The 15453-nt window shown below is 35.0% G+C and carries 14 protein-coding genes; 8 read left to right on the top strand and 6 right to left on the bottom strand.

Annotated features, from left to right (window positions below; all coding sequences use genetic code 11):
* Positions 1–29: 29 nt before the first annotated feature.
* Positions 30–1199 (top strand): proline dehydrogenase family protein, encoded by a 1170-nt coding sequence (locus EG348_RS19405; RefSeq protein WP_123984598.1) that lies wholly within the window; start codon positions 30–32, stop codon positions 1197–1199.
* Positions 1200–1551: 352 nt separating this feature from the next.
* Here the strand turns inward: EG348_RS19405 and EG348_RS19400 are convergent, their stop codons facing one another.
* A complete protein-coding gene (locus EG348_RS19400) occupies positions 1552–2097 on the bottom strand; it encodes a helix-turn-helix domain-containing protein (protein WP_123984597.1) in 546 nt (181 codons plus the stop codon).
* Positions 2098–2936: 839 nt separating this feature from the next.
* On the opposite strand from EG348_RS19400, the gene EG348_RS19395 reads away from it, so the two are divergent.
* A complete protein-coding gene (locus EG348_RS19395; protein WP_123984596.1) occupies positions 2937–4046 on the top strand; it encodes a M14 family zinc carboxypeptidase in 1110 nt (369 codons plus the stop codon).
* Between the two features lie 4 nt (positions 4047–4050).
* On the opposite strand, the gene EG348_RS19390 is transcribed toward EG348_RS19395, so the two are convergent.
* Positions 4051–4422, bottom strand: a complete 372-nt coding sequence (locus tag EG348_RS19390; protein ID WP_123984595.1) for a winged helix-turn-helix transcriptional regulator — start codon at positions 4420–4422, stop codon at positions 4051–4053.
* 97 nt (positions 4423–4519) lie between these two features.
* Here EG348_RS19390 and EG348_RS19385 point away from each other — a divergent pair, with 97 nt between their 5' ends.
* Together EG348_RS19385 and EG348_RS19380 are read left to right on the top strand one after the other, a co-directional pair.
* Positions 4520–5116 carry an NADPH-dependent F420 reductase gene (locus tag EG348_RS19385; RefSeq protein ID WP_164463323.1) on the top strand — a complete coding sequence of 199 codons (597 nt, stop codon included), beginning with the start codon at positions 4520–4522 and terminating at the stop codon, positions 5114–5116.
* Positions 5070–5480 carry a nuclear transport factor 2 family protein gene (locus tag EG348_RS19380; protein ID WP_228414787.1) on the top strand — a complete coding sequence of 137 codons (411 nt, stop codon included), beginning with the start codon at positions 5070–5072 and terminating at the stop codon, positions 5478–5480. The genes EG348_RS19385 and EG348_RS19380 overlap by 47 nt, the downstream gene beginning before the upstream one ends.
* 58 nt (positions 5481–5538) lie before the next feature.
* Here EG348_RS19380 and EG348_RS19375 read toward each other — a convergent pair whose 3' ends face one another.
* Positions 5539–6048: a DUF4920 domain-containing protein gene (locus tag EG348_RS19375; protein ID WP_123984592.1), complete on the bottom strand. Its 510-nt coding sequence runs from the start codon at positions 6046–6048 to the stop codon at positions 5539–5541.
* Positions 6049–6432: 384 nt separating this feature from the next.
* Here EG348_RS19375 and EG348_RS19370 point away from each other — a divergent pair, with 384 nt between their 5' ends.
* The 3 genes from EG348_RS19370 (at position 6433) to EG348_RS19360 (ending at position 10564) form a co-directional block, all read left to right on the top strand.
* Positions 6433–7848, top strand: coding sequence for an APC family permease (locus EG348_RS19370; RefSeq protein WP_123984591.1), 1416 nt, complete (start codon positions 6433–6435; stop codon positions 7846–7848).
* 368 nt (positions 7849–8216) lie between these two features.
* Entirely contained in the window at positions 8217–8657 is a 441-nt protein-coding gene (locus EG348_RS19365; RefSeq protein ID WP_123984590.1) for a GPW/gp25 family protein, read from the top strand.
* Between the two features lie 23 nt (positions 8658–8680).
* Complete coding sequence (locus EG348_RS19360; protein ID WP_123984589.1) at positions 8681–10564, top strand: type VI secretion system baseplate subunit TssF; 1884 nt, start codon at positions 8681–8683, stop codon at positions 10562–10564.
* Positions 10565–10629: 65 nt separating this feature from the next.
* Here the strand turns inward: EG348_RS19360 and EG348_RS19355 are convergent, their stop codons facing one another.
* The 3 genes from EG348_RS19355 to EG348_RS19345 form a co-directional block, all read right to left on the bottom strand.
* Positions 10630–10929, bottom strand: coding sequence for a putative quinol monooxygenase (locus tag EG348_RS19355; RefSeq protein WP_123984588.1), 300 nt, complete (start codon positions 10927–10929; stop codon positions 10630–10632).
* A gap of 24 nt (positions 10930–10953) precedes the next feature.
* The gene (locus EG348_RS19350; protein WP_123984587.1) at positions 10954–11634 is read right to left on the bottom strand and encodes a type 1 glutamine amidotransferase domain-containing protein; all 681 of its coding nucleotides are present in this window, start codon (positions 11632–11634) and stop codon (positions 10954–10956) included.
* A gap of 140 nt (positions 11635–11774) precedes the next feature.
* The gene (locus EG348_RS19345; protein WP_123984586.1) at positions 11775–12347 is read right to left on the bottom strand and encodes a Crp/Fnr family transcriptional regulator; all 573 of its coding nucleotides are present in this window, start codon (positions 12345–12347) and stop codon (positions 11775–11777) included.
* A gap of 189 nt (positions 12348–12536) precedes the next feature.
* Between EG348_RS19345 and uvrA the strand changes: the two genes are divergently transcribed.
* Positions 12537–15368 (top strand): excinuclease ABC subunit UvrA, encoded by a 2832-nt coding sequence (gene uvrA, locus EG348_RS19340; protein ID WP_123984585.1) that lies wholly within the window; start codon positions 12537–12539, stop codon positions 15366–15368.
* The last annotated feature ends 85 nt before the right edge of the window (positions 15369–15453 follow it).

Genomic DNA, 15453 nt, shown 5'->3' with positions numbered 1-15453 from the left:
CTTTGCAAAACTAAATTTAATAAAAAGGAATGCCCATTTTTAACGATACCAAAGTTGCATTTGCAGATAAATCTGATGCACAGTTAAGAAAAGCGTACTGGATGTTCAAAATGATTGAACAACCCGCTCTTACAAGTCTTGGAACTTCTGTCCTTAATTTCACTGTTCATAATAATTTTCCTTTCGTAACCGGAATTGTAAAAAACACTTTGTTTGACCAATTTTGTGGTGGAGAAACGCGTGAAGAAAGCATGAAAGCCGTGAAACAACTCTTCAAAAGAGGGGTTGGAAGTATTTTCGATTACTCAATTGAAGGTAAAGAAGATGAAGAAACATTTGATGCTGTTTGCAAAGAAATTAAAGATATTGTAAGGTTTTCAGTAGGAAATCCTGCGATTCCTTTTATCGTTTTTAAGCCTACGGCTTTCGGTAGAATTGATCTATATGAAGCTGTTGGAAAAAACGCAGAGCTTACTTCAAGCCAAAAAGAAGAGTGGGAAAGAGTTGTAAAAAGATTCGATGAAGTATGTAAACTTTGCCATGAACACGACAAAAAAGTGATGGTAGATGCCGAGGAAACCTGGATGCAGGATGCCGCAGATCATTTGTGTGAAGAGATGATGGAAAAGTATAATCAGGAAAAACCTATCGTTTGGAATACGATCCAAATGTATAGAACCGGCAGATTGGAATACATGGAAGAAAACCTTCAGAGAGCCAGAGAAAAGAATTATTTCATTGGATATAAGATCGTTCGTGGTGCTTATATGGAGAAGGAAAGAGCAAGAGCGGCAGAAAAAGGATATGCAGATCCGATCCAACCAACCAAAGAGGCTTCTGATAAAAATTATAATGCAGGAATTGATTTTGTAATGAATCATTTAGATAAAGTTTCAGCATTTTTTGGTACCCATAACGAGATCTCTTCTGAATTGATCATGGACAAAATGAAGGCTAAATCTCTTGACAATAACAATCCTCATATCTATTTCGGACAGCTTTATGGGATGAGTGATAACATTACTTTCTATTTGTCTGATAAAGGGTATAATGCAGCAAAATATCTTCCATACGGACCTGTAAAAGATGTTGTTCCTTACCTTACCAGAAGAGCTAGAGAAAACACTTCTGTGGCAGGGCAAACAGGACGAGAATTAGGTCTTATTCAGAAAGAATTGGATAGAAGAAAGAACAAGTAATCTATTTTTAAAAATATAAATACCTCGCATTATTTGTGAGGTATTTTTTTGTGATATAAATAATATTATTTAAAATAATAAAAATTCCTGACCAATTTTGATCATGCATTCTTTTATCTATAGTTAAAATTTATAATATGTATGGAATAATTTATTATGTTAATTATTTATTATTAAAATTAATTTTTATTTGTTAAGTTTATAAACTTTTTGTAATTTAGTTGTATATCATGAAAAAAGCAATAAAATGAACGCATCATTTTAATTTAAATAGCTGAAAAATATAAAGCACTAGCTTTAGTTTTCTTCTTCAAATATTTTTTAACCTGATCATTTTCTTTGATCAGGTTTTTTATGGTTCAAAACTTTCAAATTTTCCGTTTTCATAGAACAAAACAATACGTTTTATCTTATTCTCTTGATTTCCAGTTACTTGATCCATGAATTGTTGGTTGGATTTCTCTAATCGCTGAGAATCGAATATTTTATCCTGAGGTACACTTTGATGCGGAATAAATGATTCCTGAGGCCTCTCATTTGGGAGCTCAATTTCTGTTTCGTCAGATCCAAAGTCATCGTCATTATTCATCATGGTAAATAAATCTGGAAGTGAAGTAGGCTTGGCTTTATCTTCGTCGATTTCCAATTCCATTTCTTCAAGGTCATTCGTTTCCGGTAATTCAGACTTCAACATTTCACCGTCGCCGTTCACTAGCCAGTCCCATAAGATCTCCGGAAATCGAGATTTTATTTTGATGATAAATTCTAAAGACGGTTTATTTCTTCCTGAAGTAACATGAGAAATAGAAGACCGCTGTACGTCTATCTCATCTGCAAATTCAGAAGGAGTCAATTTTGAATACTCTATAACTTTGGAAATTCTTTCGTTTAAACTCATAAAATAAGCTTTTAATCACTTTACAAATGTAAAGATAGTATTTACAATTGCAAAATACAAATGTAAATCAAAATAAAGTTATTGACAATACATTTGTAAATTAGTTTATTTAACTAAATATCAATACTTTATATTATGGATAAAATTAAATCATAAATTTTATTTAACATTTTATCCCCAAAATTCACTTTCTATAGTTTCAACTGACGGTATAGGTCAAATAAGCTAATTATTAGCCATTTTAACATTGATCAATCGTTAAGTATCCTGTTAATGAGGATTCATGTAAATACAAGCTTATAATTTTAACAACTAGAGTAGAAGACTAGCTAAATACTTGATTTTGTTGATATTTACTGATTACAAATGTATGTTTTGAGTTATTTTACCTCCGTAAACACCCAATATAGGCTCATTTCAGTGTTTAATTATCATTAAATAACAAATGCTTAGCTAATAAATTTCAATAGTATTTACTTTCTTATTTTAAGCCAAATTAAACAACGATTTTAAAGGACTTTTCTAAATAATTAACAATTTACATTTGTATATGAAAAGTAATTAACATATTTATCCACTATCCACATGTTTAAGTTAATTACACGCATTTGGTGATGAATAGGGTTTTCAACACTTAAAGTAAAGTTCTAAATTACATTTAAGTAAAATTCATAAATTACTGATTTTTAGTGTTTTAAATAAGTTTAATTAAATTATCCACAATCCACAATTTTATCCACAGACAAACTGTCATTTTACATTGTTTAATAGGTTTACAAACGTTAATTTTATTTTTTAACTAAAAATGGTTAAATTTGACTCTTGTAAACTATTCCAGAATGAATTTTGAACAGATCTATTTAGAAAACCCTAATTTCCCTAATCGTTATATTTCCCCTGAAAAATTATTTTCATACTTACAGACGAATCTCGCAGAAAATATTCAGGAGATCGGGAAATCATATTTGGAGAAACCTATTTATAAATTAAGCATCGGAACCGGAAGTATCAATATTTTGGCTTGGTCGCAAATGCACGGAAATGAATCGAACGCTACACATGCCATGTTGGATCTGCTGATCACTTTAGATAAAGCTCCGGAATTGAAAGATGAACTTTTCAGTAAGATCAAGCTGGATTTTATTTTTATGCTAAATCCAGACGGCTCTGAAAAATGGACAAGACTCAATGCTTCAGATATTGATCTTAACAGAGACTTCCATAACGAGTCGAGTAAAGAGATTAAATTTCTTAAAAATGCCGTCGCTTCAAAAAAATATGATTACGCTCTGAATTTGCATGAGCAGAGAACAATTTTTACCACAGACGGAATTCATCCTGCAACTTTATCATTTTTGGCGCCTTCGGAAAATGTTGAACGTACCGTTACCGAAAACAGAAAAAAATGCATGGCGGTAATTGCTGAAGTTTATCATCATCTGAAAGAATTAATTCCAAATCAGATCGGAAGATATTCTGATGAATTTTATCCAACTTCAACGGGCGATAATTTCATCAAAGCAGGAATGCCTACGATTTTATTTGAAGGCGGACATTTTGTAGATGACTATACAAGAAAAGGAACTAGAAAATATTATACGATTGCGTTGTATTACGCACTAAAAGCAATCAGCGAATTAAATTCTGATATTACAGGCTGGGAAGCTTATCTTGAAATTCCCGAAAATCAGGAAACACATTACGATATCGTTTACAGAAATGTAAAGTTGAATACCGACCATGAATGTATTTTAGATGTCGCTGTTCAGTATCGAGAAATTATGGAAGAGGGTAAAGACGAAATATCTTTTGTACCGTTTGTAATGGAAGTTGGAGATGTTAAGAAAAGAAAAGGCTGGCTCGAGATCGACTGTACCGGAAAGAAATTTGTTTCTGCCACTAAATATCCGAAACTCGATGCTGTAGTAGAATTTAAAATAGAAGACTAAAAAACTAGCCAAAGTCTTTTTTTATTTTTTGTGCTTTATCTCCCCATTGATAAAGTGAAGAAAGAATAGGCTGTAAAGATAACCCTAGCTCTGTGAGTGCATATTCTACTCTTAGAGGCATTTCGGTATAAACAGTTCTCGTTATCAAACCGTCACTTTCAAGCTCTCTTAGATGTTGGGTTAGCATTTTTTCGCTTATTTGTGGAATTTCTCTTTTAAATCCGCTGAATCGATAGCAGCCCTCTTCACTCATTTTCCAGAGTATGGCGGGCTTCCATCTTTTACCCATCAGAGATAGAGCATATATAAACGGGCAATCATTTTCTAAAGCAATTTCGTTTTGCAAACTCGTTGAACTTAATTTTCTTACATTCATAAACTTACTTTTTGATAACTAACATACAATTTGGTAACTACTTGTAAAAGTAATAGCATTTTTTAAACTTTGCAATTAAAATATAAATATGAATAAAATGAATATTGCTTTTATAGGTGCGGGAAACGTTGCATCCGGTCTTGGGAATTTATTAAGTAAGTCGGGACATCTTGTAAAATACGGGACACAAAATCCATCTGAAACTCAGATATCAATGGCTGATGCTATAGATTTTGGAGACATCATTTGTTTTGCAATTCCCTATTCTGCAATGAATGGAGTCTTACAGGCTTATAAAGATCAGTTAAAAGGAAAAATTGTTGTAGATATTACCAATCCCATCAACAGCAGCGACTGGTCTCCTATATTTTTAGGAGAAGATAGTGGTGGCGAGCAAACAGCCAGAATATTATCTGAAAGTAGAGTTGTAAAAGCTTTCAATACAATTTTTGCAGATGTAATGAAAGAAGATGGTAAGAAGTTCAACGGACAAAAATTAACCGCTTTTATCGCAACTAATGATAATCAGGCTGGAGAAACAATAAAAGAAATAGCACAAGATATCGGATTCAATGCTGTTGTAATTCATGATATAAAGAATGCAAGATATTTAGAAGCAATGGCCCATCTCAACATTGCAATAGCTCTTGAAAAAAGCAATACCGATGCCGGATTTACCTATCTTGAAAGATAAAAATAATTATATGAATCCTAACATGAAAATCTGGACAGAAGCTTGGCATAATGCTGATCCGGAAATATTTAAAGAGGTATATGATGAGAAAGCATTGATCTTTCCGCCTAACAAACCTATTATCCAGGGAAATGATAAAATTTTAGACTTCATGAAAGGAGGCTTGGGTAAAGTAGACGTTATTTTTGAACCTGAAAATCTGATTATCGATGGAAAATTAGCTTTTGAAAGCGGAATCTTTAAAGATGTTGAGTTTTCCGGTACAAAAATTATAGGAAAAGGAGAATATTCTGTTACATGGAGTAAAGAAAAGGATGTTTGGAAAGTCCTATGCCATGTTTGGTCTATGCCAGATAAAGTTTAAAACAATTCGGTTTTCTCAAGGGAAAACCGAATTGTTTTTTTACAAATTAAGCTGACGTTTAGTTCACAACTTTAATTCCGTTCGCTACAAATCTAATCTCTTCTTTTGGAGTCGTGATCGCATCAATTTCAGATTGAGGTTTTTTAGCATCTTCTGCGTAATGTTTTTGCTCATCGATAGAAGTTACCTTTCTTTCAGCGCTTCCGTCTAACACCACAGTTTTACCTTTCAAAGCAGTTGGAACAAAGAATGCATAATCTTTCATTTTTACGAAGAACTGAGACTTATCTTCAGTTTGGATCGTTAACCAACAACCTTTTTTATCACAAACATCAACTACTTTTCCTTTGATAGCTACGTTTTCTACTTTTTTGTTCTCTTTTTTAAGCTTTTTGCTTAATTTTTCTACAGAAATAGCCTTAGATTCCACTCCGGAAGAAACTACGCTTCCATAAGTATCACCTACCACTGCATTTCCTGCTGGTGGACCGGATTTCTTTGTCTCCTGTGCAAAAGCTAAAGTGGATGCACTTACAGCGACTGCGAATAATATTGCTTTGAATTTCATTTTTAATATTTTTTCCAAAAATACTAATAAATATTGAATCAGAAATCGTTAAAAACTTGATAAAAAACAGGTGAGGTTTTCTCGTGTTTAAATTGATTTTAAATAATTGTTTCAACTTTTATTTTTTATAGTTGGAAAATCGGGAGGGCGCAAATTATAATTAAAAAGCTACTTTAAGGCACAAAGATTTTATCACAGATAAAATTTATAACTTTTGTATTTTAGAGTTTGGTTGAAAATCTTTGATTTTTTTTGCGCCTTAAAAACAGTATTCATAGTTGAAATCTTTGCGCCTTTGCGATTTTCCAATAAAAATATTCTCCTCCTTAAACAAAATCCGAAACGAATCACATATTTATTTATATTTGACACCTATACTTGACTATGCAAAAAAAACTAAAACTTTGGGATGCCATCATGCTGGTAATGGGTTCCATGATCGGAAGTGGGATCTTCATCGTAAGCGCCGACATGATGCGGAACCTTGGCTCCGGATATTGGCTTATCGTTGTCTGGGTAATCACGGGAATCATGACAGTTGCAGCAGCGATCAGCTATGGCGAACTATCAGCCTTGTTTCCAAAGGCGGGAGGGCAATATACCTATCTTAAAGAAATCTTCGGCAAGAAGATGGGGTTCTTATACGGATGGGGATTATTTACGGTAATACAGACAGGTACAATCGCTGCCGTGGCAATGGCCTTCGGAAAGTTTACGGCCTATTTGGTTCCGGCTCTTAATGATGCTGCACCAATCTTTCAAAGTGGAGAATTTAAGATCACCTGGATACAGATTTTGGCGATCGGTACTATAATTTTATTGACTTATTTTAATACAAGAGGAGTAGAAAGCGGAAAAATATTACAGAATGTTTTCACAGGTTCTAAAATCATAGCCATATTAGGCTTAATTGCTGCCGGATTTATTTTAGTTGATTTCTCTCATTTGGCGGAAAATTTTAGTTTGGGATATGATTCTTTCAGCAATCTTAAAAAAGATGCTCTCGGAAACTTCCTGAAAGAAGGTTGGGAACCCATCGGTGGAATGACTCTACTGGGCGGAATTGCAGCAGCAATGGTAGGTTCCGTATTCAGTTCTGTGGCTTGGGAAAGTGTGACCTTCGTTTCGGGTGAAATTGAAAATCCAAAGAAAAACGTTGTAAAATCTATGATCTACGGGACTACTGCCGTAATGATCTTATACATTGCAGTGAATTATGTTTACTTAAATGCTTTAGATAGAGACGCAATCGCCTTTGCAGAAAATGATAGAGTAGCAGTTGCCGCTTCACACTTTATTTTCGGAAGTGCAGGAACGGTAATTATTGCCGTTTTGGTAATGGTTTCTACCTTCGGATGTAATAATGGATTGATCTTAGCTGGAGCAAGAGTTTTCCAAACTATGGCTAAAGACGGAATGTTCTTCAAACAGGCCGAAAAAAACAATAAAAACGAAGTTCCCGCTAATGCACTATGGATGCAGGGAGTTTGGGCTTGTTTGCTGTGTTTAAGTGGGCAATACGGGAATCTTTTAGATATGATCTCATTCGTGATCGTTTTATTTTACATGATAACCGTTTTTGGAGTTATTTATTTAAGATTTAAGCAGCCGGATCTCGAAAGACCTTACAAAACGTGGTTATATCCGGTTACACCGATCATTTATTTACTTATTGGCTCTGGTTTTTGTATTTTATTATTAATTTACAAGCAACAATATACTTGGCCGGGATTCTTAATGGTCTTGCTCGGACTTCCGGTTTATTATTTTATCAATCGAAACAAGAAAATAGAAGAATAAATTTCAAAAGCTGTTTGACTAAGTCGGACAGCTTTTTTTATTACTCATTGCCAATTGCTCATTATTTATATTTAGGAGCTATTTCCCGCTTTCCACTGTATCTTTTTTGTTACGGCCTCCGCTTCGCTCCGGCCGCAACAAAAAAGGATGTCGTTTCAATCGGGGCTAGGACTGGAGTGATATCAACTACTGTTTGTCTTTTAATAAACCTCATAGGTTTTTAAAACCTATGAGGTTTCAATAACAACGCGGAAAGAATTTTAAACAGCAATTTTAAAATATTACAATACTCTATTTCGTGAAAAATGTTTAATTTGGTATTTCGTTTCAAGTAAACAAGACTATGACGTAAAAAATAAAGCTGAATCATGGACACACCAAATTATAGAATGCCTTTTGTTCCATCAACATTAATGACGGAGGGAGGAAGTATCGACACCTGCGACATGGGTGAAAGTATTGCCCACAACATCATGTTGCTGATAACCACCAAAAAGGGCGAAAACAGATATGATGAAAATTACGGAAACGACGTTTGGAATCTGGAATTCGATAATGGAGTTACAAGTGCCGTCTGGGAAAATATTTTTATCAAAAGTCTCAAAAGACAGATACAAGAATACGAAACCAGAATAGTACAGCCACAGATTGATGCGCACATACAAATCGTAGAACACAACTACGACACAAAAGAACACACGGAAATCAAAAAGAAAGTAAAAATCGCTATCAATGCAAAAATGGAAGAATCGGGAGAACGTTTCAGTTTTTCTACAGAATTATTTTTGAGCCCGATGTCTATCGATTAAATATTTTATTGTAACCAGAATTTATGAATTTAGACCAGAATATTTATTCCAAAGAATCTGTAAAAGCAAGAATGCTTCAGAACGCAACCAAAGTTTGGGGATTAAAAAGTCCGCAGTCTTTGGATCCTTTCGTTAAATTACTGATCGATGCGTTCAGTACAGAAGTTTTTAAAGCAAATAACGAAATACAGACTGTAAATGCCCGCATTTTAGAAAAGCTGGCAAAATTACTAACCCCATCCATTTATACACACCCGATTCCTGCACATGCTGTTGCATTTACACAGCCTTACGAATCTTCGGAGGTTTTGTTGGAGCATACAGAATTTTTCTTCAAAAAGCAGATGACTTCCACCGTAAAGTCGGAATCGGACAAACAGGTGAATATTCCTTTTACGCCGATTGGGAATGTAAGGATCAACAAAGCTCAGACATCGATCATGTTTGTAGGAAATACCTGCTATAGTATTGATGACCGATTAAATAAGATTCCAATTTCAAGATTTCAGGGAAAACCTGAGGATTACAGAAAAATTACAATCGGAATCAACGTCAGCAAATATACAAGCGAGAACTTTCCTAAATATTTAAGTATTTTCTGTTCAAACCCTGCTTTCGAGCATTTGGATTTTGTTTACAAGCTTTTGCCGTACATCACGGTTACCAGCAACGGAAATCCTTTGTTTGTAAGAGAAGGTTTATCTTATTTGAAAAGCAGTCAGCCGGAAGGGTATGAGCAGATGTTTCGTGAACAGTCGATCAGAACAAAAACGATTGAAGATATCAAAAGTATTTATCATCATAAATTCATTGAGATCACAGGAACTTCAGACAGTCTTTTTTCTGAACCGGGAAAACTACCTCAAAATCTGGATTTCCTTGAAGATAAAGGTGAAATTTCAAAACATATCGAAGGAAAACGTTACTTGTGGCTGACTTTCGAGTTTCCACCACAGTTTTCTGCGGAGATTTTAGATAATTTTTCTTTTGTTTTAAATGCTTTCCCGATCTATAACAGAGCCTGGAAGAAAACAGAGTACAGCTTGGACATTATGGGAAACAATATCCCTCTGGTAACAGATGAAGGTGAGCATTTCCTTTATGTTGATGAAGTTCAGGACGGAGAAGGAAGAAGATATACGGAAATTCCTTTCACTCCGGCAGATGATTTAAAAAAAGGTTTATACACCGTCCGAAAAGGCGGAATGGAACGTTTTACCAATAGAAATGCAGTTGACATGATCGCCAATGTGTTGGAGCTGACAAGAGATGAGATCGCAGCATTTTCACTTTTAAACAGAGATAATGTGAAAGGCGTTTTGAGCGAAATGTCCGATAAAATGAAATCAATGGTTCAGAAAGTGAATAATGCGAAAAGAAGCATTAAGCAGGAACTGAATTACGTGATCATGGAACCTGTAGAAAAAACAGATCACACGTACGCCTCGTTTTGGGTGACTCATTGTACATTGGCCAATCATATGCGTCCGGGAACGGAACTTTCCAATCAGTTAAAATCTCAGTCGCTGATACTTCTTACAGAAAGTATTGGTGGATCTGAAGAGCAAAAAGGAACCGACAGCATCCAGGCTTACAAATATGCTTTAACGACCAGAGATAAGATCATTTCTCTGGAAGACGTTAAAAACTATTGCAGAATGGTTCTGAAAGACGAAGTAAAAGAAGTGAGAGTAAAACGTGGGACGATGATCAGTAATAGACCGAAAGAAGGTTTCGTACGAACCGTTGAGGTTGAGATCATTCCTCAAAACTATTCTTTCTACGGAAGAGCTTATTGGGAAAACATGTCGAATATCCTCAGAAATCAAATTATTTCAAAAGCGATCGACGGAATTGAGTATGTTGTAAAGATCAGCAATGAAGATGTAGATTTTTTTGAAAATTAAAAAATATTAAAACAAAAAATTCCGGAAGCTCAATCATTTTCCGGAATTTTTATTTTTAAGGGTTCTTATAAAAGTTGATCCATAAGAATGACTTCTCTATTTTCAAGCAAAGGGATAATTTGTTCTACCACCAAATTTCTATAATGTTCAGAATTACGGTGGATTTCTACAGCAGATTCATCTTTATATCCTTCAAATAAGATCAAAGTATTTTCGTCGGATTTACTTTGATGTAATTTATAAAACAAATTTCCTTCTTCCTGAGCGCTTTTTTGGGCAGCTTCTTTCATAATTTGCAGTACAGCATCCAGTTTTCCTTCTTTCACTTGCCATTTGGCGTATACATAAACAGCTTTTTGACTCATTTTCTTTAGATTTAATATTAAAAATTAAGCTTTTTTAGATTCTAAAATTGCAACGATCTTTTCACCCACACCTTTCGCAGAGGCAGGATTTTGTCCGGTTACAATATTTCCATCCGCAATACTGTTGGCAGACCAAGCTTCAGCAGCATGGAAGATAGCACCTTGATCTGTCAACGCAGTCTGAAGATCAAAAGGAACGTCTGCTCTTGCATAATTATCTTCTTCTTCGGTCGTAAAAGAGGCAATATTTTTTCCGTTTACCAGATACGAGCCGTCACTCAATTTTACATTTAATAAAGATACGGGACCGTGACAAACTGCGCCAACAACTGCACCACGTTCGTAAGTTTCAGCGATTACTTTTTTAAGCTCCGGATTTTCCGGCATATCTACCATAGGTGCCAAACCTCCGGGAACGAATACAGCATCATAATTACTGACATCTACTGTAGATAATTTTGCAGCTTTATGCATGTCTTCCCAACCTTTACCTGTTAAGAATTTCAAATTATCAGGATCGTCAGCTAAATTTAAAGCATCTAAAAATGGTGATTCACCGGTAAGGCTTGCAAAATCAACTTGATAATCTGCTTTTTCAAATTCTGCGTAAGGATGTGCTACTTCAGATAAAAATGTTCCTGTACTTCTGTTGTTTGTTCCGATGGTGTTGGCATTAGAAACAATGATTAAGATTTTTGATTTCATGACTTAAAATTTTTTATTAATTAAATAATTGGATTAATCTTTTTGAAATTGTTTTAATTTCTACAGCAAATGTATGCCGACCCAATGCCTCAAGAGAAGGAGTAAAGTCACAAAAAATGTGTGATCGAAATCACACTATCTTATTTATTGTTGTTGGAATACAACCTGCTCAACGTTTCCCTGCTTACTCCCAAATATTCAGCGATATACTTTTTGGGAATCTGTGAGAGGAGGTCAGGATATAATTTTGAGAATTCTTCATATCGTTTTTGTGGTGTGCTAGATAACAGAAGAGTTATTCTTTGTTGTAAAGCAATGTAACCGTTCGTTAATTTTACTCTGAAGAAATGTTCCATTTTGTGAAATTCTGAGGCTAGTTTTTCTCTACCTTCTAAAGTAAGGCAGGCAACTTCACCATCTTTTAGGCATTCTACAAACATGGTGGCATTATTTTGTTTAAAAAATCCTATATAATCTGTCATCCACCAATTTTTTTTCGCAAACTGTAGAATATGTTCTTTTCCGTCCTCATCTATATAAAAGACTTTAAAAATCCCGTCCAAGGCAAGAAATTCGTATTTTACTTCATCACCTTCATGAATCAGGAATTGATTTTTACGGACTTTTTTTAGGGTAAAAAATGTTTTAATATAATCAAACTCTTCGTCTGTAATTGGGGTTATTTCCTCGATATGCTCTCGTAGGCTGTTCATAGTTTTGGATTAATGCCTGTAAATTTAAAAACAATAAACTTATCTGAACTTTAATATCTGAAAATTTATTTTAAAATAAAAGATTTTGTCTATTTTACAGTTAATAAACTAACACTTTTTAACACAAAAAATTCCATAAAATTCCGTAATTTTGCACAACGTGATTTTCAGGTAAGATCACATCAAATTATGAGCAAATCAACAGAATATATAGAAGTTTACGGTGCGCGAGAGCATAATCTTAAGAACATTAATGTTAAAATTCCACGTAATGAATTGGTCGTGATCACCGGACTTTCCGGAAGCGGAAAATCTTCATTGGCGTTTGATACGATTTTTGCGGAAGGTCAGCGTCGTTACATCGAAACATTTTCAGCATATGCACGTCAGTTTTTGGGAGGATTAGAACGTCCTGATGTAGATAAAATCGAAGGACTTTCCCCTGTAATTGCGATCGAACAGAAGACAACCAACAAAAACCCACGTTCAACAGTAGGAACCGTTACGGAATTGTACGATTACCTTCGTCTTTTGTATGCGAGAGTTTCGGATGCCTATTCACTTTCCACAGGAAAAAAATTGGTAAGCTACACGGAAGAACAGATTCTGGATACCATCAAAAAAAATTATAAAGGTGAAAAACTAATGTTGATGGCACCTGTTGTACGTTCCAGAAAAGGTCATTATCACGAACTTTTTGTTCAGATGGCCAAAAAAGGATATGGGCAGGCAAGAATTGATGGTGAATTACAGGATATTGAATATGATCTAAAACTTGACCGTTACAAAACCCACGACATCGATATCGTAATCGACCGTTGGATCATCGGGGAAAGTGCTTCTGAAAGCAGAATGGAAAAATCATTACGTACTGCAACGGAAATGGGAGAAGGGTTGATCGGGATTCAAAAATTGGGAAGTACGGAAATTGAATATTTCTCAAAAAACTTAATGGATGCCGAAACTGGTCATTCATTAGCCTTACCAGAACCTAATACTTTTTCGTTCAACTCTCCGAAAGGAAGCTGCCCGGATTGTAAAGGATTAGGAACGATCAAAAAGATCAACACCGATTATTTTGTTGAAAATCCTAAATTATCCATCAACCAAGGTGGTTTGTTACCTTTGGAAGATATTAAATCTAATAAATGGATCTTATCTCAAATCAAAAGTATCCTTGAGATCTTTGGACTTGGTTTAACGACTCCTCTTAAAGATATCCCTGAAGAAGCATTAGACTATATATATAATGGTTGCAATAAGGAATTCAATAAAGATCTTAAATATGCAGGAATTGCAAAAAAAATAAAGATCAGTTTTGATGGTCTGATTCCTTTTATGGAAGAAATGATTGATGAAAGAGAATCTTACGAAGCGATTTTGCTGGAAAGACATTTCACAACAGAAGAAACTTGTCCATCATGTAATGGAGCCCGTCTTCAACCGGGAAGTTTAAGCTTTAAAATTGACGGAAAAAATATTGCTGAGGTTAACGGATTAAGTTTAGCCGACCTGAAAGATTGGTTAGCTGATATTAAAGATAAGTTTTCCGAAAAACATAAAATCATCGCTCATGAAATTTTAAAGGAGATCGAAACCAGACTTCAATTTTTATTGGATGTAGGTTTGGATTATCTAAGTTTAAGCAGAAGTTCAAAAACACTTTCGGGAGGAGAATCTCAAAGAATTCGTCTGGCAACGCAGATTGGTTCTCAGTTGGTGAATGTCTTATATATTTTGGATGAACCAAGTATCGGACTGCACCAAAGAGATAACGAAAGGCTTATTGCTTCATTAAAAAATCTTCGCGATATCGGAAACTCTGTTTTAGTTGTTGAACACGACAAAGACATGATTCTTGAAGCCGATGAGGTGTTGGATATTGGTCCAAGAGCCGGAAAATTCGGTGGCGAGATCCTTTGGCAAGGGAAACCAAAAGATTTATTGAAAGCTGATACAATAACAGCAGATTACATTACAGGAAAAAGAAAAATTGAAGTTCCTAGTGAAAGAAGAGCCGGGAACGGGAAAAATATAGTTTTAAAAGGAGCAACAGGAAACAACCTTAAAAACGTTAACCTTGATATCCCGCTAGGAAAATTGGTAGTGGTGACAGGAATTTCAGGAAGCGGAAAATCTTCTCTGATCAACGGGACTTTATATCCGATCCTTAACAAACATTTTTACAGAGCCGTTCAGGAGCCTTTACCATATAAAAAAATCGAAGGTCTTGACAACATTGATAAAATTGTAGATGTAGATCAAACTCCGATCGGAAGAACGCCTCGTTCGAATCCTGCAACCTATACTGGAATGTTTACAGACATCAGAAACCTTTTTGCAGAATTACCGGAAAGTAAGATTCGTGGGTATAAGCCGGGAAGATTTTCTTTCAACGTAAAAGGCGGAAGATGCGAAACTTGCCAAGGTGGAGGTTTGAAAGTTATTGAAATGAATTTCCTGCCTGATGTTTATGTTCATTGTGAAACCTGCAACGGAAAACGTTTCAACAGAGAAACGCTTGAGGTTCGGTACAAAGGAAAATCTATTTCCGATGTGTTGGATATGACGATTGATGAAGCGGTAGATTTCTTCCAGCCGATTCCTAAGATTTTTGCTAAGGTTAAAACTTTACAAGATGTAGGTTTGGGATATATTACGTTGGGGCAACAATCGACAACACTTTCTGGTGGAGAAGCTCAACGTATCAAGTTAGCGACAGAACTAGCAAAAAGACAAACCGGAAATACCTTATATATTCTTGATGAACCGACAACCGGACTTCACTTTGAAGACGTGAAAATTCTGATGGAAGCAATCAATCAATTGGTAGAGCTTGGAAATTCATTCATTATTATTGAACATAATATGGATGTGATAAAATTAGCAGATCATATTATTGACGTTGGCCCAGAAGGAGGAAAATACGGTGGTGAAATTGTAGCCAAAGGAACTCCTGAAGAAATTGTGAAGTCTAAGAAGAGCTTGACAGGGAAGTTTTTGAAGAGGGAATTGGAATAGGATAATATCAACGCAATCTTTGTCATTCCGGAGGAATCTCGACAATGAAGTTAATTTAAGGGTATAGATTCCTACAGAAATACAA

It is taken from the genome of Chryseobacterium sp. G0201, from assembly GCF_003815655.1.
In the GTDB taxonomy this organism is placed as follows: Bacteria; Bacteroidota; Bacteroidia; order Flavobacteriales; family Weeksellaceae; genus Chryseobacterium.
This window is presented reverse-complemented; position numbering and strand designations above follow the sequence as displayed.

Excerpts from the sequence above, each read along its gene's own strand:
- EG348_RS19385 (WP_164463323.1), top strand. The coding sequence starts at position 4,520 with ATGAATATTGCTTTTATAGGTGCGGGAAACGTTGCATCCGGTCTTGGG.
- uvrA (WP_123984585.1), top strand. The coding sequence starts at position 12,537 with ATGAGCAAATCAACAGAATATATAGAAGTTTACGGTGCGCGAGAGCAT.
- EG348_RS19360 (WP_123984589.1), top strand. The coding sequence starts at position 8,681 with ATGAATTTAGACCAGAATATTTATTCCAAAGAATCTGTAAAAGCAAGA.
- EG348_RS19365 (WP_123984590.1), top strand. The coding sequence starts at position 8,217 with ATGGACACACCAAATTATAGAATGCCTTTTGTTCCATCAACATTAATG.
- EG348_RS19345 (WP_123984586.1), bottom strand. The coding sequence starts at position 12,347 with ATGAACAGCCTACGAGAGCATATCGAGGAAATAACCCCAATTACAGAC.
- EG348_RS19370 (WP_123984591.1), top strand. The coding sequence starts at position 6,433 with ATGCAAAAAAAACTAAAACTTTGGGATGCCATCATGCTGGTAATGGGT.
- EG348_RS19395 (WP_123984596.1), top strand. The coding sequence starts at position 2,937 with ATGAATTTTGAACAGATCTATTTAGAAAACCCTAATTTCCCTAATCGT.
- EG348_RS19390 (WP_123984595.1), bottom strand. The coding sequence starts at position 4,422 with ATGAATGTAAGAAAATTAAGTTCAACGAGTTTGCAAAACGAAATTGCT.
- EG348_RS19400 (WP_123984597.1), bottom strand. The coding sequence starts at position 2,097 with ATGAGTTTAAACGAAAGAATTTCCAAAGTTATAGAGTATTCAAAATTG.
- EG348_RS19405 (WP_123984598.1), top strand. The coding sequence starts at position 30 with ATGCCCATTTTTAACGATACCAAAGTTGCATTTGCAGATAAATCTGAT.
- EG348_RS19355 (WP_123984588.1), bottom strand. The coding sequence starts at position 10,929 with ATGAGTCAAAAAGCTGTTTATGTATACGCCAAATGGCAAGTGAAAGAA.
- EG348_RS19375 (WP_123984592.1), bottom strand. The coding sequence starts at position 6,048 with ATGAAATTCAAAGCAATATTATTCGCAGTCGCTGTAAGTGCATCCACT.
- EG348_RS19350 (WP_123984587.1), bottom strand. The coding sequence starts at position 11,634 with ATGAAATCAAAAATCTTAATCATTGTTTCTAATGCCAACACCATCGGA.